This window comes from Agrobacterium sp. NPDC089420 (genome assembly GCF_044900305.1).
Taxonomy (GTDB): Bacteria; Pseudomonadota; Alphaproteobacteria; order Rhizobiales; family Rhizobiaceae; genus Agrobacterium.
In genome coordinates this window covers 24,111-42,485 of the sequence record NZ_JBJDMY010000010.1, presented here as the reverse complement: position 1 = coordinate 42,485, position 18,375 = coordinate 24,111, and the positions used below count along the sequence as shown (strand labels likewise).

The following is an 18,375-nucleotide window of genomic DNA, read 5'->3' as shown; positions in this document are numbered from 1 at the left end:
GTCAGCTCCGGTGGATTGGACGGTTGTCGCGATAGGCCGTGACGGCGCGGGGCGTTACTCCAACCCCCTGTCCGGTCTGGAACAGGTCGGGATGGGCGACCATGGCTTTGATCCGCATGCCGTCGGCAAGGTCGAGGTCGACAAGGCCGTGGGTGCCATAATCCGTCACCCGATGCACATGCGCTTGCGGGGTTGCGGATATCGCCAGATCGATGGCCTCCGGGCGAACCGCAAGGATGGCCGGCCCGTCGGCAACGGGAAGCGGCAGGTTGAAATCGGCGCGCATGAAGTTCCCCTCCGACACCGTGCCCTCTATCAGGTTCATGGTGCCGATGAAACCGGCGACGAAGGGCGTTTGCGGTTCGCGATAGATGACATTCGGCCGGTCGATCTGTTCGGTCTTGCCATTGGCCATCACCACGATGCGGTCGGCCATGGAAAGCGCCTCGTCCTGACCGTGGGTGACGAACAGCGTGGTGATGCCGAGACGTTGCTGGATATCGCGCACCTCTTCCCGCAGACGCTCGCGCAGATGCTGGTCGAGGCTGGCGAAGGGCTCGTCGAGCAGGAGGATTTTCGGTTCCAGTACCAGCGAGCGGGCCAGCGCCACACGTTGCTGCTGGCCGCCGGAAAGCTGGCTGGTGGCGCGCTCGCCATAACCGGAAAGCCCGACCAGTTCGAGCACGGCCTCCACTTTCTCCTTGATCAATGGAGCGGGAATGCGGCGCAGCTTGAGGCCGAAGGCGAGGTTCTTGAAGACGTTCATATGGCTCCACAGCGCATGGCTCTGGAACACCATGCCGGTCGGCCGTCGCTCCGGCGGCAGATGGGTGACATCTTCCCCATCGATGGTGATATGACCGCCGGTCGGCTGCTCAAACCCGCCGACCATGCGCAGCAGCGTCGATTTGCCCGAACCGGAAGGTCCGAGAAGGCAGACGAGTTCGCCATCGGCAACGTCGAGCGAGAAGCTGTCGACTGCCTTGGTGCCGCCGGAGAAGGTTTTCGAGACCTGGCGGATGTGAAGTACGGACATGCTGATTTCCTAACCGCCGAAACCGCGGGCGAATGCGCCGCCGCCGATGACGCGGCGGGCGAACATGAGGGCAATGAAGGAGGGCACCCAGAGCAGGACCGACAGAACCGCGCCATACTGGATGACCATCTGGTTGTTGATGTAGCTGATCATCAACACGGGCATCGTGCGGATGGCCGGCGCGCCGATGAGCCAGGCGCCTTCGGTTTCATAAAAGGTGCCGACGAAGCTCAAAAGCACGGCGGCGGCGATGGTCGGCCCCGCCTGCGGCAATGTCACCGACCAGAACACCCGCAGCGGACTGGCGCCGACATCTCGCGCCGCTTCTTCCATGCGCCGGTCCACGGCCTGAAACGCCGCCACGGGGATCCAGATCATGAACATCAGCGTGCCGACGAGCTGGATGAGAACGACGCCCCAGAAGGTGCCGATGAGGTCGAGCTGCAGGAAAATGGCGGCAATCGCCACCAGCAGCCCGAATTTCGGGAAGGCGTGGCCGGCGAGGAAGGAAAAGAACAGCAGGTTACGGCCGGGAAAGCGCATGCGCGCGAAGGCATAGGCGGCGGGAAGGCAGATCAGCGCCGAAAGCAGCGTGACCACCGTCGTCAGCCGGAGGCTCAGCATCAGGGCATTCCAGACATCGGCGCGCCCCAGCGTCTGCCCCCAGAAGCGGAAGCCGAATTGCTGCGGTATGACGTTGGGGTAACGCCAGACCTCGGTGAATGCCCAGGTGCCGACGACAAGCAGCGGCCCGACGATGACGATGGTGAGAAGGCTGGCGAAAGCGATGCCGGGCCAGTCGATGCGCGATCGCGCCGGTGCGAGGATGGTCATGTCACTTGCCCTGGTTGCGCGCGACCGAGCGCACGTAAAAGAGGCCGAAGGCGATGCAGAAGCCGAAAGCGATGACGGCCTGGGTCATGGCGCCGATGGGGTCCTGTACCTCGCGCAATGTACGCTGCATGAAGGGGCCGAGCATTTCCGGGGAGGCCGGCCCCAGCAGATAGGGCAGGGTGAAGGAGGAAAAAATGCCAAGCACCGAAAAGGAAAGCGCCACGAGGATGGAATTGGAAATGCGCGGCAGGATGATGTGCCAGAAGAGCTGAAGCGCATTGGCGCCCACATCCCGCGCCGCCTCGACGGACTGGTTGGCGACGCTGCCGAGCCCCGCCAGCAGGATCAGGACGGTCAGCGGGATATTGTCCCAGACAAGGCCGATGACCGGTCCCCAGGGTGTGAGATAGGGTGTGCGCATCTTCGGCAGATCGACCGCATTGAGCAATATGTCCACCATGCCGTTAGGCCCCAGGACGCGGATGAAGGCGAAGGCGAGGATGATGGAGGGCACGAACATCGGGAAGATGGCGAGCGCCTGCACATAGGCCGGCAGGCGACCCTGCGCGAAGCGAAGATAAAGGGCGATCGGCAGGCAGATCACCAGCAGCAGCGCCGCGCAAACCAGCGTTGTCCACAATGTCACGGCGAGATTGTCGAGGCTGTAGCGATCCGAAAAGAAGAAGGCGTAGCTCGAAAGATCGAACCGCGTTCCGCCATCCGCGCCGGTGCGCCAGACGGTGCGGCCGATCGCGCTGATGGCGGGCCAGATCACCAGCCAGATCATCAGGAAAACGGGAACGGCGACGAGCAGGAGGCCCACTGGCCTCCTGCCTGCCGTATTGTCGATGAGCGGGCGAACCGCTCCCTGCGCGGCCTCGGTCACGACTTGCGGTCGACGTTCGGGGCGACGTTGCGATACCAGCCATCATTGATGGCGGTTTCCCATTTGCCGGCCGGGAAGGTCGGAATGGTCTGCGGGATGATGTCGGCAAAGCGTGCCCGCAGCTCGGCCGGCACGTAGTCCCAGGAAACGCCGGGGAAACCGCCCAGTTCGGTGAGGATGGCGCCCTGGATTTCTTCGGACAGCACGAAATCGGCCAGTTTCAGGGCGGCATCGCGATTGGCGCCGTTGGCCAGCACGACAGCGCGCGAGAAATTGCCGCACAGCGCCAGGTCCTGAAGCTGGACGAGGCCGGTTTCCTTCGGCAGGACACCCTGGTCGATGGCCTGAAGCACCTGGTCAGACCAGACCGGGGTCATGGTGACGACGCCCTGGGAGAGAAGCTGCAGCGACTGCGTGTTGCCGGAGGAATAGGCGCCCTTGTCATAGAGCGACGGGGCGATGTCCTTGAGCAGATCCCACGCCTTGCCGAGAGCCTTGTCGCCCGCTTCCTGGGTATAGTTGTCGACCGTGAAGGCCTTGGGATCAAGACCGTTGGCCTGATGGATGGCGCGGCGGACGAAATTGCCGCCGGAGCCGCCCTTGTCGGGACGGTTATAGACGAACTGGCCGGGATTGGCCTTGATCCAGCTGACCAGCTGATCCCAGGTTTTCGGCGCATCCGCGGGCTTCAGCTTGCTGCTGTCATAGGCGAGCAGAACCTGGCTGCCGCGATAGGGCAGGCTGTATTCCCCCTGGAGGGCAAGCGGATTGACGCGTGAATAATTCGAAAGGCCGGCCTTCGCCATGTTGACATAGATGCCGGCATCGATGGCGCCGGCCGGCAGCAGCGGATCGGCGGTTTCGAAATAATCGGCCTGCGGATCGGTGCCCGTGCGCTTTGCGGCAACGGCGCGTTCGCCGATGGCGATGATGCCCGCACCATCGCCGGCATCGACGAGGTTGAGCTTCAGGCCGGGATTGGCCGCTTCGAAAGCGGGCTTGATCGTATTGGACCAGAAATCGAGGATATTGGTATCCGAACTCGTATACCAGTCGATCGTGCCCGGCGCGGCGAAGCTCATGCGGGGTGCAAGGGCGAGACCGGCGGCGGCGCCTGCGGCGGACATCATAAAGGTGCGGCGTTTCATCTATGTCTCCGATGTTTTCGGCGCGAATGGAACGTTCAAGCGCTGACCCTTGGGGGGAGGCGGGCGGGCGCTGGCCGGTCGTTGCACAGCCGTGCATTTTTCGAACCGGCCGGCGGCGTTTCTAATGGCTTTATATAACGCTTTCGTGACACCTGACGGATACGGGCCGGTCGCGGCAGCGCCGCCACCGGCACTGCTTGCCACGAAAACACCCAGATTCATTCAGCCGCAGTTCACCGGCAAGGGCGCTAAATCGCTTCATCCCACAAGGAGGGAGATAAGATGCGCAAGATGATTTTAACCGCCGGACTGATTTTCGGCGCTCTGTTCGGCACCGGCGCCAACGCCATGCCTGTTGGTCAACCGTCCGCTCCTGCGGCATCGCAGATCCAGAAAGTGGACTACGCCTGCGGACGCGGCTTTCATCTGACGCCGCGCGGCTATTGCCGTCCGAACGGACCGCCGCGTTACGAGCGTGGCTGGGACAGGCGCGACCGCTGGGAATCCCGCCGGGAATGGCGCGAACGCCAGGCCCGCAGAGAGTGGCGCGAACGCCGCGACTGGCGGGAACATCGTGAATGGCGCGACCGTCGCGATTATTATCGCTGGTAATCAGGCAAGGCCCTCTCTTGATCGGGAGGGCCTGTCCCGTCGGGCCGACGGCTTTTGACCATTGCGCCCGGTGCCCTCCCGGCGCCGGTTTCCCGGCGGCGTCGTCCGCGGCTTGCTCTCAAGGGCATTTGAGCTACTATGCCGGCATGGCGGGGAGGCCATGTTACAGGAGGGTTCATGAATTACCGGTCTTCGAAACGGCGCATGGTGTTGAAACTTGCCGCCACGGCGGTTTCTGTCTGCGTGCTGGGAATGACGGCGAGCGCCGAGGGTTTTCCCGATCGCACCATTACTCTGGTCGTTCCCTTCGCGGCGGGCGGCTCCACCGATGTGGTTGCGCGGGTCATCGCGCAGAAGATGGGCGATGAGCTCGGCCATCAGATCGTCGTTGAAAATGTCGCCGGCGCCGGCGGCAATCTCGGTGCCGACCGCGTCGCCCGGGCCGAGCCCGATGGCTACACGATCCTGATGGGCACGGTCGCCACCCATGCCCTCAACCCGCTCATTCTCAAGACAAAGCCCTATGATCCGGAAAAGGATTTCGCCCCGGTTTCCCTGCTGGTGGTGGTGCCGAATGTGCTGGTCGTCAATCCGAAACTGAACGTCAACAGCGTCGCGGAACTGATTGCGCTTCTGAAAGCCGAGCCGGACAAATATGCCTATGCCTCTTCCGGCAATGGCACCCCGCTGCATCTTTCCGGAGAGCTGTTCAAGACCATGGCGGGCGTCAGCATGCAGCACGTTCCCTACAAGGGGGCAGGTCCCGCGCTCAACGATCTTCTCGGCAACCAGATTTCGATCATGTTCGACAATCTGCCGTCGTCGTCCGGCCACATCAAGTCGGGCACGTTGCGCGCGCTTGGCGTTACGACCGCCGAGCGCGCTTCATCCTTCCCGGATCTGCCGACCATTGCCGAGACCGTGCCGGGTTATGAAACCTACACGTGGAACGCGCTCTTTGCGCCGGCAGGCACGCCGGACGAAGCGATCGACAGGCTGAATGCCGCCGCCAAGAAGGCGCTTGCCGATCCGGCTGTTGCTGCGCGCATGGCGGAATTCAGCGCCAAGGTCGTCGCCTCGTCACCCGAGGAGCTGAAAAGCCATGTCGCCGCCGAAATCGCCAAGTGGGAACCCGTGGTCAAGGCGGCGAATGTGCAGATGGACTGATCGGCGCAAATAGCCCGGTTTTCGATACCTCGCTGCATATCCCGCTTCGGGGCGGCGCATATGCTGACTGCAAAACCTGGCCGAAGCTCCAGCGGGGTTTCGGCCAAGGTTGCGTGTATCCGCACGGGCCAATGTGTCGTTTCCGCATCACTTGCCATCAGGTTGCAGAAACCCGCTTGGCAAGTTCGAATAGCTCAGCTACAAAAACCATCACCGCATCAGATCGAACAAAGGGAGGCGTTGCATGACACCATCATCCACCGAAATCCTCCCGCAGGGAATGACCCGCCACTAGGTCATATCCATTCGCGGCCCGCCCTGCGCGCGCCCGACAAGCGGTTTTATTGTCCCTCATAGCCCGATTGATCTGACGGGATGATTTCGTCTCCTGCCCGGGCTGTGCCATCCAACTTCGTTTTTTGAGGACCGGTTGCCGTTTTTGGCGCCGTGCTGGTTAAAATGACTCGCAAGAAGCTCGATTTCCGCGCCGATGCCTATCGTCATGTGCTCGGCTTTGTTTTTCACCACTGGCGCCACCGGCCGCGGCTGGTGGGTTTCATCATCGTGCTGGTCATTGCCAGCACGCTGGCCGAAGTCATGGTGCCGGTTTTCTCCGGCCAGATCGTTGATGCCATTGCCGGCGGCAACGGGGCGGATCAGGCGCTGCGCGCCTTCGTCATCGTGGTGGCGCTGGGTCTTGCCAGCGTCGTGCTGCGCTGGTTCATCTTCAACGGCATCATCAGGCTGACCCTGAAAACCATGGCGGATGTCACCAATAACGGTTTCCGCAAGGTGCAGCGTTTCTCCACGGACTGGCATGCCAACAGCTTTGCCGGCTCGACGGTGCGCAAGATCACGCGCGGCATGTGGGCGCTGGATTCGCTGAACGACCTGCTGCTTGTCGCCCTTTTGCCGTCGCTGGTAATGCTGGTCGGCGCCACCATCGTGCTCGGCAGCTACTGGCCGGTCATGGGCCTGATCGTCGGCCTGGGTTCGCTGATCTATGTCGGTGTCACCGTCGGTCTTTCCATGGGCTACGTGTCGCCGGCGGCACGGCTTGCCAATGCCTGGGACACCCGGCTTGGCGGCGCGCTGGCGGATGCCATCAGCTGCAACGCGGTCGTCAAGGCCTTCGGGGCGGAGACGCGTGAAGAGACGCGGCTGGGCCATGTGCTGGTGAAATGGGACAACCGCACGCGCAGAACCTGGTGGCGCGGCACGCTGAACGGCACCATTCAGAGCTTCATGATGGTGTCCATGCAGGCCGGCATTCTCGGCACCGGCCTCATCATGTGGCGGCAGGGGCTGGCGACGCCGGGCGATATCACCTTCGTGCTCGCCATGTTCTTCGTGCTGCAGGGTTACCTGCGCGACGTCGGGCAGCATATCCGCAACCTGCAACGCGCCGTCAACGACATGGAAGAGCTGGTGCTGCTGGACAAGATGCCGCTTGGCGTCGAGGACAGGCCGGATGCCGGGCGGATCGATATCGGCAAGGGCGAGATCGTCTTCGATCACGTCACTTTCCAATATGGCGCGCATCCCACCCCGCTTTATGACGACTTCTCGGTCACCATCAGGCCGGGTGAGCGTGTGGGGCTGGTCGGCCATTCCGGCTCGGGCAAGACGACCTTCGTCAAGCTCATCCAGCGCCTCTACGACATCAGGTCCGGGGCAATCCGCATCGACGGGCAGAATATCGCCGATGTCACGCAATCGAGCCTGCGCGGCCAGATCGCCATCGTGCAGCAGGAACCCATCCTGTTCCACCGCACGCTGGCGGAAAACATCGCCTATGGCCGGCCGGACGCCTCGAGACGGGAAATCGAGCGGGCGGCGAAACAGGCCAGCGCCCATGAGTTCATCATGTCCCTGCCCAAGGGGTATGAGACCATGGTGGGCGAACGCGGCGTCAAGCTCTCGGGCGGGGAGCGCCAGCGCGTCGCCATCGCCCGCGCCTTCCTGGCGGATGCGCCGGTGCTGATCCTGGATGAGGCCACATCGAGCCTCGACAGCGAAAGCGAAGTGCAGATCCAGCAGGCCATGGAACGGCTGATGGAGGGCCGCACCACGCTCGTCATCGCGCACCGGCTCTCCACCGTCAGGGCGCTGGACCGGCTGCTGGTGTTCGACAGGGGCAAGATCGTCGAAGAGGGAGACCATCAGGCGCTCATCCGCCTCAACGACGGCATCTATCGCCGGCTGTTCGAACGGCAGGCGCTGGAACTGACCAAGGGGCTGGTGGCCTGAAAAGACGATGCCGGAGCTGTGCTCCGGCATCGTCCATGCCTTGCCGGCCGGAGAACCGGGCTTCGGTTTGCCGGAAAATGTTCTAGCTGACGCCTTTGTGGCCGCGCGATCCTGCGCGTCGAAGCTGGACGTCCATCTGCCGTTTCGCCTGGATGTCGCCGCGTTTCAGGGCGACGGCGCTGCCTTCGGTCCACGCGGCGACGGCGCCTTCGTCGTCTCCCAGACGTTTCCGGCATTCACCCAGTGCCGCCCATGCCGCCGAATAATCCGGGTCCTGGCGAATGGCGTCGCGCAGGTGCTGCGCGGCTTCGTCGAATCGCCGCGCGGCGATCAGGGCCTTGGCGAGCGAAAAGCGCAGGAGCGGACTGTCCCTGCCGTCTTCCAGCATTTTAAGGAGCTTTTGAATCATCGTCTTTCCGTTGCAATGGTGAGGCAGCCTGCAAATCGCTACGGTATCAAGCGCGGTTGAGGTCAAGCGAGGATTGGCAGATTGCCGGATAAATCCCGGGCTGCTCACGGGGAATATACGGGCTACCGCGAGAAGGCGCTTCATCTCGATAGGCGGTTCGACGCAACCGGCTTCCATATGTCGTCAAGCGGCGCCTTGCGCTTTCGGGCGGCATGGATCGCAATTCGCGAGTTGAAGAAAACACCTCTTCTGCGCTAAAGCTCCGGGATATTCCGGGATCGGAAACGATCCGCCCAAGGCCATTGGTTCGCATGATCCCTGTCGCACTCCCGTCCGTCGAAGCGCTGCTTCTCGTCGCCCTCCTTCTTGGCACGACCCTGGTCTGGTCCATCTGGACCCTGGGACTGTTGTTTCGATATGCGCGCGGCCGCTGGCAGCGCCCGGCGATCCTGCCCTTTGGGCTGGTGACCGCCATCGCCGTTTTCACCCTGTGGCAGATCGCTGATTTTTGTCTTGAGATGCGGGCCTATGACAGGGAGAGGGCGGCGAGCTACCGGCCCGAATTGCTGGAGCCGACGCGGCTTGGACAGATCGATATGCCCAAGGGCACGAAACTCGAGCTGGCCGTTGCCGATACCAGGGATGCCTTCAGCCGAGCGGTGTTTCCGCATCCCGTGCGCGTTGCAGATATCGATGCCGTCGAGATCGCCCGCTATATCGCGATAAAAACCAACGATAACTACGAGACGGTTGGCTTCACTGCGGAAAACATGCGGATAACCGGCAATGGCGTAACCATGCAGAGCGGCTGGCGCTGCGACGCGACCCGGCCGGTGGAGTTCGATCTGCAAGCCGATGGCGGCATATCCGCCTTCAGCAGATGTGTTCTTGCCGATGGCAATGCCGTCGATGGCATCGCCTTGCCAGAAGGAACGGCGCTGCGCGCCTCCACCGGCAATGTCTCTATCGACGGCTTCGTCGATATAGACAGATGGGTTCTCGACACGCCGGAAGGGCGGACCGTTCACATCGACAGTTTTGATCTCTCCGATGCGACGCTTGCCCTTGATGGCGAACGGAAACTCCACGAGATCAAGGGCGCAGTCCTGTCAAGGGAGGCAACGCTCGGAACCCGCCGCCACGCGGCTGGAACCCATGTCCGTTATAATCCGCGGCACCTTCGGAAAGACTATCCGGCCGCATGGCTGCTTACCCCGCCTCAGCCCGACGCTGATCCCCGGCCGGTATCGTCCGGCAGCCTCGTGCAGAGCAGAGAGGGAAAGGTTCTCGCCACTTTGGCGGATTGAGCCCGCTCCAGCCGAAACACCGTGAGATAATCCGCGCCGGGACGGCCTCACCAACCGTAACTGAAGGTCACGCCGCTGCCGTTATCGCCATCCTGAATCACATTGGTCTGCGTGTTGCGCCCATACTGGAAAATACCATAGGCATTGTTGCTGCCATTCTGCTGCAAGGTTGCGGCGTGACCGTCGCCCCGCTGCCGGATGAAGCCGAGATTGCCGCCGCCATTCTGGGCAATGCCCGCCGCATTGCCTCGGCCGAGCTGCCGGATGTCGGCATCCTTCAGGCCGCGGTAGAGCGAATAGGCGCGCAGCCCGGTTGAAAGAAGGTCCCCGTCTCCCGCGTTGCCGGGCGCAAGGCTGAAGGAGATCCGTCCCCCGGCATTCGCGGGCGCTGCAAATCCAACGGGCGCAAGGGCGCCGACAAGCAGAGTGACGGTGAGAAGTTTCAATACGTTGCGGGTCATCCTGATCTCCATCTGTCAGCGCCTTGCCGATGATCCACTGTCGCATTCCGCAACTGAACCCGACCGGAATTGCCCATTCACATGTCGTTCAGTCGTTCCGGCACGATCAAGAAAAGGGCGCCCGAACCGGCGCCCTTTCTGATGGAAAAACCACGACATGCCGGGAGTTTAATCGCCGCCGACCTGCTTGGTGCAACTGAAAGTCCTGCCATCGATCACCAGATCCAGCACCGCCCTGTAGCGGGCTCCATTTGCATCCAGCGTCACCGAGCTTAGCAGTTGCGATCGTCCGGCAGCGACCTCGAAGTCGCCACCCTGATTGATGGCGGAGCGGCCGCCGTTTCCTGATTTTTCGACGTGAAAGGTGTAGGTGCCGCCGCCTTCGGCTTCACCCTTCGCAATGGCCTCCAGCCTCACCATGCCGGCCTGCGGTGTTGCCCTGATCTCGCAAAGCTTTGCATCGGTCGTATCTTTTACGGTCGACATGGCCGCAACGGCGCCGAAGGGAAGCAGCGCCAGGGCAAGGGTCGCCGCCAGGCGGCGCGGATGTCTGATGTTATCGGGCATGGCAAGTCTCCCTGATGATCTGATCTCAACACCGTTTCACATCATCGCGCGTGGCTGCTTAATTAAGGGCAGGCCTGCACGAAGGCTGCAACATTGTCGTTGCCGCCCTGGCTGACATTGGCGCTGCAGCCCCGGCCCACCTGAACACCGGCGGCGATGTTGCCATTGCCGTCCTGGGTAAGGATTGTGGTGTGGTTGGAACCGAACTGCCCGATACCCGCCACGTTGCGGCTGCCGTTCTGATAGGAGGATCCGTAATTGTCATGCCCCTCCTGACCGACTGCCGAAAGGTTGTGGCGACCATATTGGTGGCCGACAATCCGGTTGTAACCGCCGTTCTGATAGGTGCGGATGCGGTTGCCATATCCTTCCTGCGCGCCACCGGCAGAGTTGGACCAGCCATATTGTTCGATGCGCACATCATTGGCCATGGCGGGTGCCGTGGCGGCGATGCCAACGAGAGCGACGAGTGCACTTGCAATGAAAGACTTCCGGATCATGACTGTGTCTCCTCAGGCGGATAAGACCGCGGTTGAACGTCTTTGTTCTAGACGGTCCCGCTGGAACGGAAGCTGAAGAGATTATTCAGTCGGGGTTCATTGGCGGGGAGCGTGCCCGCGTCGTGGTTTTCAAGGAGCCAGTTTGAGGGTGACGCTCTGCCGATTGTTTTCGGCCGCGCTCGATCGGCGATCGAGAACAGCCCGCTTGCCATGCCGGATCCCGTGGCCGCAGCCAACCTGTCATGGTGATCACAGCAAGAACCGGGAAATTCTTCAGGCTTGCTGCGGTGTTAGTGATCGACGATGATATGGCTGCGGACTTAGATCGCTTTTGACGGGACCGTGAGGCTTATTGACTAAGGTATTTATCGGTCTAGCTACTTTGGTTGCTGGAATTGCGGCCTTGAGCCCAATCGGCCATGCGGGCGAACAGCAGCTATCGACCCGTTTGCGTATCGCTGTCGACGAGCCGATGCTTACAAAGGGTGGTGCAGTTATCGTTGCCGCCCGGCCGATTTCCAGCCGCGACTGGCGCTTGCTGGAGACCGAAGGCAGAGCGAATGCTTACGAAAAAGAATTCCGGGTTAAAGTTTCTTCACCGGCGTCGATCGTAGAACTCGTCTATCCCGAGGGCGGCGCCTATAGTTTCCGGCTGGAACCCGTTTCAGGCCATGCGTCTGGGATGTTTGTCACACGGGAGATTCGTGTCGGCAGTGCCATGGTCATTGACCCGGAGACCCGACAACAGGTCGACTGGCCATCGATGAGCATAATCCACGTCGGTGGTGCCCTGTATGATGAGGGATGGGCACGGATATTTTCTTCTACTTTTGATCTGGCTTTCGAAAACCGTGACAAAAGCGCCGTTTCCGTGCGGCGATTTGCTGCCGGCCGCATTATCGGGTTGTCGGAAGCTGCAATTGAAGCCTTTATTCAGGACAGCAAATGAGGTCGGTGACATTATTCCTCTTCGTTACCACGGTTGTTGCCTTATGAGTTGCGGGTTCAGTCGAGGCATCCGTGGTCGACGGCGGTGTCGAGGCAGTTATAATGGCGGAAATTTTGTCGGAAGGGTGTAGCTCCATTGACCGTCGAGACAGGTAATCCCGCTCCGGAGAAAGCCGGCGTGCCCGCTGCGCCGAGACTATATGCGATCCTGGCGCGGTCGGCGAGAACAGGTGTCATATTTCGCCGTGGGCCAAGCCGTCAGGTGCAGCTCATTCGTTGGGACCTGCGCAACGATACGTTTGAACATGGGCAATGGTTGAAAGGGCGGATTTACGAAAGACGTTGCGATCTTTCTCCATCCGGTGAGCTGCTGGTCTATTTCGCTGCCACCAACCGCGCGCCATACGGAAGCTGGACGGCCATATCGAAGCCTCCATTCTTTACGGCCCTGGCGCTGTGGCCGAAGGGGGACGCCTGGGGCGGCGGCGGTATTTTCGAAAGCGAGAAAACGCTGCTTCTCAATCATTCAATCGGCGATGATGTCAGCTTCCAGCTGGCCAAAGGATTCAGGCTGAAGCGGGGGATGCACGTCAAACCGTGCGGAGAATGGTCGGGCCGGGGAGAGGACGAGCCCGTCAATAGCTATATGCGTGAGCGCGAGGGCTGGCGGGTGGCTGAACATGGCGAGGGTCAGACCAATGGTTTGAATGCCTCGGCCCTTTACAGCTTCAGCAAATCACGTGTTCTCGAAAAGCTGGGCGCGAATGGCCGGCGGCTTCAGATGATTCTCCACTCGATCGGTCGCAGCCAGAAGGCGTGGTACGGGCTGGATTACCGTGTGCTTGATCGGGACGGAATGCTGCTCCTTGACCTGCCGGAAACGGATTGGGCCGAGTGGGACGGTGGTGATCTGGTATTTGCGCGAGGTGGATGTCTCTACCGGCTTGCAAAGAGCGATTTTCGACTTCGCGCCGACAAGTTGCAAGACGCGCTCCGGTGCCTTCATGATTTCAGCGCCGCACGCTTTACAGCTATAGCTCCTACACGCGCTGCCCTCCATTATTGATGGGGCTGCCGTTGAATATCGGTCGACAGGGTGGCGACCATTTATCCGCTCATTTCCTCAAATGAGGACTGCCGCATGGTGCCGCCGGAAATATGGAACTTCGTGTTGCCGACCCGGATAGCGTAAAGGCCGGCAGCCTGGACTTCGCTAGGATTGATATCCGGCATCAGCAGCAGTCCGGTATCGGTCATTGCGTAAACATGCCGGGCGTCCACTGCGAATACGCGGTTGAGGAAGTGCAGGGTGATGGGATCAATTCCCGGAATCTTTTTGCGATAGCTCCCGCCGAACAGCATCTCGCCATTTGCATCGATCAGAAGCTGGTCATGGACACCGCGCGCCGTGGCAGGGTCGACCTTGCCGGGTCTGGTGACGGGCTTGCCGCGATAAAGCAGAACGTCGCCCATTCGGGCGAATGAGCGGCCGAGCGCTTCCACTTTTGCGGGATTGTCGATGCCGCGCTTGCGCACGCCTTCAACGATCAACCCTTTCGCATCGCGGGCATAGGCGCCGCCCAATACTTCGAAGCTCGCCATATCGGCCTTTACGACGGCAAGCTCCGGCATCGGGGCCTCGCTATCAATGTAATAGGCCTGCCGCTTGTCCTTGAACCAGGAGCCGTCGAGTTTTTCGAAGCTTGCCGCATCGGCTCCCTTCACAGGCTCATGCCCATAGCGCTCAAGGCCGGGTGAGAAATAGCGAAGACCATGTCGATCCCGTCCAAATACATCGATAATGTGTCGAAAACTGTCGTGGTCGAAATGATCGAGCGATACCCATTCGCTGTCCCGCGGGCGTTGTGGCCTCACCAGTACCCTGCTTCCGTCGCTATAATAGGGGCCGCCGACCGGAACCGGCTCATCCACGATGGCCGGGCTTGCTGCCCTCCGCGCCTTTTCCCGATGCCACCAGCTGTCGGTGATCTCCGGATGCGCGTCGAAATAGTCGCTCCAGGGCTCGAATTCAGCCGAAACGGATTGAGGTTGCCCGGCATAATAGGGTCTCTCTTTGTCGTAAGCGCGATATTGGCCCGCTTCCGACGCGCAGACAAAGCTCTCGCGGTCCGCATTGGGAACGGGGCTCTTCTGCCAATAGATATGCTTGCTGTCGGCGAAATATCTGCCTTCGTCGCCGATGGAATGGAAACTGGCTGCATCCGCGCCTTCTATCGCGACGCCGTAGGCATAGACCTTGCGGCTGTCTTTTGCGTAGTGGCTCTCTTCGATATGGATACCCGGTTTCTGGCCCCTGCCGTAATAATAACCGACGATCCCGAATGTACCCGGCTCCTCGGTGGGAAGGCGCAGGTTGGTAATGTAATAACCGGCGGCCCTGTCGGCGCCATAACGTTGGTTCAGTACGGTGAAGCTGTCCGGATCGGCGCCACGGGCTATGAACCAGAAAAGCTTCGTTGGCGTCTCCCCCTGGCCGTAGACATGTCCGTCGTCGCAAAACCAGCGGTCACCGAGCTGTCGAAAGGTGAAGGGGTCGATCCCGGCCAGCGGGACGCCCTTGCGGTTGCGGATCGGTGCGCCGTCGACATGGACCTGATGGCCATTGTGGACATAGCGGATGGTCGGGAAGCGTCTTTCTCCGATATAATGCGCGATCCAGTCGACATTTGCGAAGGGACCGATACGGGGATTGGCTTCGACTGCGCGCCGCAAAACCGCAAGCTCACTGCGCATGCTGAACGGTTCTGTTACGGGCTGGCCGACACCGTCATTCGCTGTCAGATGCTGGAAAAGCGCCCGATCCTGTTCGGGCTCGGGAAGCCCGTGCCGCCCGAACGCAGCCGCGACCCAACTTGTATTGGCGTAATGGAGCTGGCCATAGCGCTCCCTGGACTGTCGCCAGCGCGCGGGGTCGATGCTGAGACGATCGAATATCTGCGACGCAGCATATCCAGCTTCGGCAAAAAGAGTGGCCGCATACCAATGGGCATAGGGCAGGGGAAAAAGTTCAGTCAGCTTCATTCCGCTCAAGTCCGCTCCGATCTACGCTGTCAATGCCGGCCGTGGTTCCCAGCCTGTCCGCCTGTCTATCTTGCCTTATTTTTCGTCTCTGTCGGTAATGGTTACATGGTTGCGTATGAACACTCTCCCACCAACGAAAATAGCGAAAATACCTACAAACCAGGAGAAGCTGTAGACGCCAGCCAGCCAGGAAACGGCCGTGGTCGCCAGCGCTGACAAGGGCAAAAACAGGAACATCGCTTCCCTCTTGGTCATATTGATTTTCATTGATGCACTCCTGCGTTCTTCTGGTCGAATCCGAGGGCCACCCTGAGATGCTGATTGTCCCCCCATTGCGGAAGGTTCCTGCTGATCCGCCGAACTCATCTTGAAGCTGCAAAGGCCTTCTCGATCTTGTGCCACCACCAGTCCCTGATATCCGGTCTCTCCTCGAAGAACGGTCGCCAGGCCTCGAACCACTCGATCGGGTCACACGCTTCACCGCGAACATACGGACGATGGCGGTCGGAGACGACATGGCCGCTTGTGAGGCCCTTCACATCAGGTTCTCCAGGGCCGGGCACTGTGAAGGTCGCCGCGTCTGCGCCTTGGATGAGTTTCTTTTCGTCGAGATACCAGACCTTTTCATTGTTCTTCGCGTAGCCATGCCCCAGGTGTCGAAACCCTTCGGGCTTTGCGCCCCTTAGGCGGGCACCGTAGAAATAGACAGCCTCGCGGTCCCGTGCGGTGTGGCTGTCATTGTGAAGGAGGTCGCAGCTGTTGTCACGATAGTTCAGCCTGACATCGGCTATGATCTCGAAAGCCCCGGGACTTTTGGTTCGGAGTATCTTGCCGGTAATGTAATAGGCCTGATTTTTATCGCGGGCATAACGCAGGTTCATCGCTTCGAAGGTCGCGGCATCCGCCCCGTCGACCGCAAACCAGTAGGCCCTGTGATATACGCCATACCTGCCTTGGCCATACACATGGTCCTTGTCGTGTAACCAGCGCCCTCCGACCGCCTTGAAGCTGGCAACATCCACTCCGAACTGGTTGCCGTTACGGTCAGCCAGCGGCTCGCCGTTGAAATATACGGTGCGACCATCGTGGGTATAAGAGCACAGCGTCGCCTCGGGGTGCGATGCGATCCATGTCATGGGCCAGCCGCAATCGATAAACGGTCCGATATACGGATTGTGGCGCACGGTGTCGCGAACAAAGGCTGTCGAGCGCAGATCAGGCTTGTCCCCGTCTTCCATCTGCCATCGCGGCGGCAGGACAAGCCGGCAGATCGCGCCATCGTCAAGCCCGCCGAAATAATGTCGTCTGGAATCAGCCCCCAATGAATGGGGAAACCACTTGTAGGCGTCATGCAGCCTATCCCATTCCGTGCCTGTCAGGCCGAGTTTCGGCAGCACCTCTTCCGGCGAGCGCCCCGTTGCAAGGAACAGAGCGGCGGCTTCGAATGTGTCATAGGGAATGACGGGTACGGAAGTGGACCCAACCTGATGATCAAATCGCTCAGTCAATGCGTCTGCACTCCTCATATCGACATTGTCCGAGCGCTGCAGGTGGCCTGCCCGCACCGGGTCGCAGGATCTTACTGCTGCGTCGTTACTATGGCCTGCCGCACGATATCGTAGACAGTAAGACCCGGCAGACGAGAGAAGAACGTGTTTTTATCGGCAACGGATGACCACGCTGACCAGAGCGTGAGGACGTGCAGGCGACCATTCCGCCATATGACGGTGGCCTCGATATCGCCGCTGTCCTGAGCATTTTTGTTTTCTACTGAAAACCGGAAGATGCGCGCGGGGATTCCCTGTTCCGCCAATATGGCGTCCTCCTCGCTCGATACCAGCACCGGAGGATGTGTGTCGGGTGTCTGCCTGACAAAATAATCCTTCACGATTGTGGCTCCCGCCATTTCGAGGTCGGGTTTCTTCTCCATCTCCTGAACGAAGAGCCACACCAGGCCGACATCCTTTCCACCCTTGCGCCGGATCATGTGCAGCTCGGCCGGCAGCGGGCCGTGAAAATCGTTGATCGATATCTCCCATTGGTTCGGGATGAGGAGTGTGACTTGCCGGTTGCCTATCCGCACAGGAACCGATTGCAGCTCCTGTCCAAAGCTTGATTCCTCTCCATTTTCCCATGAAAGGCTGCCAATGAACGCCGCAGCGTATTTGTCCGCTCGAACGACCAGATCATAAGCAGCGTCGGCATCCGCGGCGTTGCTGACATCTACAATGAAATTGATACCCAGCACCTGCTTTCCACGTGAGAAGCAATAGCTGATAAGCGCGCTATTTGGTTTTCCGTTTTCATCCCTGGTGCCCAGAAGCATGGCTTCTGTCAGGTCCGATGCGACCTTTGAGACGCGTGTTGTGTATCCGGCCGTGTCTGCCTGGTAAGTGCAAATCCGGAACGCTGCCGAGGGTGCCTGCAGATCGTAGCCGACAAAGGTCGTTTCAATTTTCGGATCGGACGAACCTGACGTGATTTTTCCAATCACCTTCAAATTCCCTATTGTGCCGGGCTCCGTCGGGCTCATTGGCACGGTTTCGACCGTAGCATCCTGGGGAACTGTGCCTTCAAGATTGAGGGCGGGCGCTGAGAAATCGAATGTTCTCGTCGCCGGGACGGCATTTTGAACGCCACCATTGTTATCCTGGGCAAAACCGGTTCCGGCGAACATCGTAACAACGACCGAAGCGGCGACAATCACACAGGCAAAAGAACGGCATATCTCGTCGCGTACCATCTGCTCCCCGGTTGAAAATCGGCAATATGATAATTCTGCCCCACCGTGCAATAAATGCTGAAACGATACAACTTTCGATTTTAGTCCACGAAAGTTTATTGTTGCGGTGCGAGCACTGGAAAAGGAACTGCAACTCATCGAGGTCCAGCGGAATTTTTCGCAACGATGAAAATGAGTACAAAACAGATGATCGCAGTTGGCCAGAAGTCGGTCGTCCCGTCCCACGACCAGCGCCAGAAATAATATCCCTCCAGATGGGGCGGTTTCATATGGACCGACACTTCGTAGTCTCTTTTTTCGCGGCCATGAAAATGACCTGCAGCGAAGGCGAGGCCAACGATCCAGGATAAACGCCATGAAAGAAAAATCCGGACCAGCATGGCGACAATTGCCGCCATAAACAGGGCTTCGATGATGTGGCCTGCCCAATCCCAGTGTTGTTGCAGATAGTTCCAGTTCATTCTT

The 18,375-nt window shown here is 60.2% G+C and carries 19 protein-coding genes; 6 read left to right on the top strand and 13 right to left on the bottom strand.

Features of this window, described 5'->3' with window-relative positions:
• Position 1 precedes the first annotated feature (1 nt).
• The 4 genes from ACI2KA_RS16310 to ACI2KA_RS16295 are packed head-to-tail and all read right to left on the bottom strand — an operon-like array spanning position 2 to position 3,904.
• Complete coding sequence (locus ACI2KA_RS16310) at positions 2-1,036, bottom strand: ABC transporter ATP-binding protein (protein ID WP_404503517.1); 1,035 nt, start codon at positions 1,034-1,036, stop codon at positions 2-4.
• A gap of 9 nt (positions 1,037-1,045) precedes the next feature.
• Complete coding sequence (locus ACI2KA_RS16305; protein ID WP_404503516.1) at positions 1,046-1,870, bottom strand: ABC transporter permease; 825 nt, start codon at positions 1,868-1,870, stop codon at positions 1,046-1,048.
• A 1-nt stretch (position 1,871) separates the two neighbouring features.
• Positions 1,872-2,756 (bottom strand): ABC transporter permease, encoded by an 885-nt coding sequence (locus ACI2KA_RS16300; protein WP_404503515.1) that lies wholly within the window; start codon positions 2,754-2,756, stop codon positions 1,872-1,874.
• Entirely contained in the window at positions 2,753-3,904 is a 1,152-nt protein-coding gene (locus ACI2KA_RS16295; RefSeq protein WP_404503514.1) for an extracellular solute-binding protein, read from the bottom strand. The genes ACI2KA_RS16300 and ACI2KA_RS16295 overlap by 4 nt, the downstream gene beginning before the upstream one ends.
• A 282-nt stretch (positions 3,905-4,186) precedes the next feature.
• Here ACI2KA_RS16295 and ACI2KA_RS16290 point away from each other — a divergent pair, with 282 nt between their 5' ends.
• The 3 genes from ACI2KA_RS16290 (at position 4,187) to ACI2KA_RS16280 (ending at position 7,933) form a co-directional block, all read left to right on the top strand.
• Entirely contained in the window at positions 4,187-4,516 is a 330-nt protein-coding gene (locus ACI2KA_RS16290; RefSeq protein ID WP_404503513.1) for a GCG_CRPN prefix-to-repeats domain-containing protein, read from the top strand.
• Positions 4,517-4,693: 177 nt separating this feature from the next.
• Positions 4,694-5,683 carry a Bug family tripartite tricarboxylate transporter substrate binding protein gene (locus ACI2KA_RS16285; RefSeq protein WP_404503512.1) on the top strand — a complete coding sequence of 330 codons (990 nt, stop codon included), beginning with the start codon at positions 4,694-4,696 and terminating at the stop codon, positions 5,681-5,683.
• Positions 5,684-6,142: 459 nt separating this feature from the next.
• A complete protein-coding gene (locus ACI2KA_RS16280) occupies positions 6,143-7,933 on the top strand; it encodes an ABC transporter ATP-binding protein (RefSeq protein ID WP_404503511.1) in 1,791 nt (596 codons plus the stop codon).
• Positions 7,934-8,015: 82 nt separating this feature from the next.
• Here ACI2KA_RS16280 and ACI2KA_RS16275 read toward each other — a convergent pair whose 3' ends face one another.
• Positions 8,016-8,342 carry a tetratricopeptide repeat protein gene (locus ACI2KA_RS16275; protein WP_404503510.1) on the bottom strand — a complete coding sequence of 109 codons (327 nt, stop codon included), beginning with the start codon at positions 8,340-8,342 and terminating at the stop codon, positions 8,016-8,018.
• Positions 8,343-8,653: 311 nt separating this feature from the next.
• Between ACI2KA_RS16275 and ACI2KA_RS16270 the strand changes: the two genes are divergently transcribed.
• Positions 8,654-9,649, top strand: a complete 996-nt coding sequence (locus tag ACI2KA_RS16270; RefSeq protein ID WP_404503509.1) for a hypothetical protein — start codon at positions 8,654-8,656, stop codon at positions 9,647-9,649.
• A 47-nt stretch (positions 9,650-9,696) separates the two neighbouring features.
• On the opposite strand, the gene ACI2KA_RS16265 is transcribed toward ACI2KA_RS16270, so the two are convergent.
• From ACI2KA_RS16265 to ACI2KA_RS16255, 3 genes are all read right to left on the bottom strand, one after another.
• Positions 9,697-10,110 (bottom strand): curlin, encoded by a 414-nt coding sequence (locus ACI2KA_RS16265; RefSeq protein ID WP_404503508.1) that lies wholly within the window; start codon positions 10,108-10,110, stop codon positions 9,697-9,699.
• A 168-nt stretch (positions 10,111-10,278) separates the two neighbouring features.
• Positions 10,279-10,677 carry a curli-like amyloid fiber formation chaperone CsgH gene (gene csgH / locus ACI2KA_RS16260; protein ID WP_404503507.1) on the bottom strand — a complete coding sequence of 133 codons (399 nt, stop codon included), beginning with the start codon at positions 10,675-10,677 and terminating at the stop codon, positions 10,279-10,281.
• Between the two features lie 62 nt (positions 10,678-10,739).
• Positions 10,740-11,177, bottom strand: a complete 438-nt coding sequence (locus ACI2KA_RS16255; RefSeq protein ID WP_404503506.1) for a curlin — start codon at positions 11,175-11,177, stop codon at positions 10,740-10,742.
• Positions 11,178-11,580: 403 nt separating this feature from the next.
• Here ACI2KA_RS16255 and ACI2KA_RS16250 point away from each other — a divergent pair, with 403 nt between their 5' ends.
• Positions 11,581-12,126, top strand: a complete 546-nt coding sequence (locus ACI2KA_RS16250) for a hypothetical protein (protein WP_404503505.1) — start codon at positions 11,581-11,583, stop codon at positions 12,124-12,126.
• A gap of 135 nt (positions 12,127-12,261) precedes the next feature.
• Entirely contained in the window at positions 12,262-13,191 is a 930-nt protein-coding gene (locus tag ACI2KA_RS16245; protein WP_404503504.1) for a hypothetical protein, read from the top strand.
• Positions 13,192-13,232: 41 nt separating this feature from the next.
• On the opposite strand, the gene ACI2KA_RS16240 is transcribed toward ACI2KA_RS16245, so the two are convergent.
• The 5 genes from ACI2KA_RS16240 to ACI2KA_RS16220 form a co-directional block, all read right to left on the bottom strand.
• On the bottom strand, positions 13,233-15,167 hold the full coding sequence (locus tag ACI2KA_RS16240) for a DKNYY domain-containing protein (protein ID WP_404503503.1): 1,935 nt from the start codon (positions 15,165-15,167) through the stop codon (positions 13,233-13,235).
• 75 nt (positions 15,168-15,242) lie between these two features.
• On the bottom strand, positions 15,243-15,434 hold the full coding sequence (locus tag ACI2KA_RS16235) for a hypothetical protein (protein WP_142857998.1): 192 nt from the start codon (positions 15,432-15,434) through the stop codon (positions 15,243-15,245).
• 95 nt (positions 15,435-15,529) lie between these two features.
• Positions 15,530-16,693, bottom strand: a complete 1,164-nt coding sequence (locus ACI2KA_RS16230; RefSeq protein ID WP_404503502.1) for a DKNYY domain-containing protein — start codon at positions 16,691-16,693, stop codon at positions 15,530-15,532.
• 53 nt (positions 16,694-16,746) lie between these two features.
• On the bottom strand, positions 16,747-17,910 hold the full coding sequence (locus ACI2KA_RS16225; protein WP_404503501.1) for a hypothetical protein: 1,164 nt from the start codon (positions 17,908-17,910) through the stop codon (positions 16,747-16,749).
• A 134-nt stretch (positions 17,911-18,044) separates the two neighbouring features.
• On the bottom strand, positions 18,045-18,371 hold the full coding sequence (locus ACI2KA_RS16220; protein ID WP_404503500.1) for a hypothetical protein: 327 nt from the start codon (positions 18,369-18,371) through the stop codon (positions 18,045-18,047).
• Between the last annotated feature and the right edge of the window lie 4 nt (positions 18,372-18,375).

Excerpts from the sequence above, each read along its gene's own strand:
- ACI2KA_RS16310 (WP_404503517.1), bottom strand. The coding sequence starts at position 1,036 with ATGTCCGTACTTCACATCCGCCAGGTCTCGAAAACCTTCTCCGGCGGC.
- ACI2KA_RS16305 (WP_404503516.1), bottom strand. The coding sequence starts at position 1,870 with ATGACCATCCTCGCACCGGCGCGATCGCGCATCGACTGGCCCGGCATC.
- ACI2KA_RS16295 (WP_404503514.1), bottom strand. The coding sequence starts at position 3,904 with ATGAAACGCCGCACCTTTATGATGTCCGCCGCAGGCGCCGCCGCCGGT.
- ACI2KA_RS16290 (WP_404503513.1), top strand. The coding sequence starts at position 4,187 with ATGCGCAAGATGATTTTAACCGCCGGACTGATTTTCGGCGCTCTGTTC.
- ACI2KA_RS16285 (WP_404503512.1), top strand. The coding sequence starts at position 4,694 with ATGAATTACCGGTCTTCGAAACGGCGCATGGTGTTGAAACTTGCCGCC.
- ACI2KA_RS16280 (WP_404503511.1), top strand. The coding sequence starts at position 6,143 with ATGACTCGCAAGAAGCTCGATTTCCGCGCCGATGCCTATCGTCATGTG.
- ACI2KA_RS16275 (WP_404503510.1), bottom strand. The coding sequence starts at position 8,342 with ATGATTCAAAAGCTCCTTAAAATGCTGGAAGACGGCAGGGACAGTCCG.
- ACI2KA_RS16270 (WP_404503509.1), top strand. The coding sequence starts at position 8,654 with ATGATCCCTGTCGCACTCCCGTCCGTCGAAGCGCTGCTTCTCGTCGCC.
- ACI2KA_RS16265 (WP_404503508.1), bottom strand. The coding sequence starts at position 10,110 with ATGACCCGCAACGTATTGAAACTTCTCACCGTCACTCTGCTTGTCGGC.
- csgH (WP_404503507.1), bottom strand. The coding sequence starts at position 10,677 with ATGCCCGATAACATCAGACATCCGCGCCGCCTGGCGGCGACCCTTGCC.
- ACI2KA_RS16255 (WP_404503506.1), bottom strand. The coding sequence starts at position 11,177 with ATGATCCGGAAGTCTTTCATTGCAAGTGCACTCGTCGCTCTCGTTGGC.
- ACI2KA_RS16240 (WP_404503503.1), bottom strand. The coding sequence starts at position 15,167 with ATGAAGCTGACTGAACTTTTTCCCCTGCCCTATGCCCATTGGTATGCG.
- ACI2KA_RS16235 (WP_142857998.1), bottom strand. The coding sequence starts at position 15,434 with ATGAAAATCAATATGACCAAGAGGGAAGCGATGTTCCTGTTTTTGCCC.
- ACI2KA_RS16230 (WP_404503502.1), bottom strand. The coding sequence starts at position 16,693 with ATGAGGAGTGCAGACGCATTGACTGAGCGATTTGATCATCAGGTTGGG.
- ACI2KA_RS16225 (WP_404503501.1), bottom strand. The coding sequence starts at position 17,910 with ATGGTACGCGACGAGATATGCCGTTCTTTTGCCTGTGTGATTGTCGCC.
- ACI2KA_RS16220 (WP_404503500.1), bottom strand. The coding sequence starts at position 18,371 with ATGAACTGGAACTATCTGCAACAACACTGGGATTGGGCAGGCCACATC.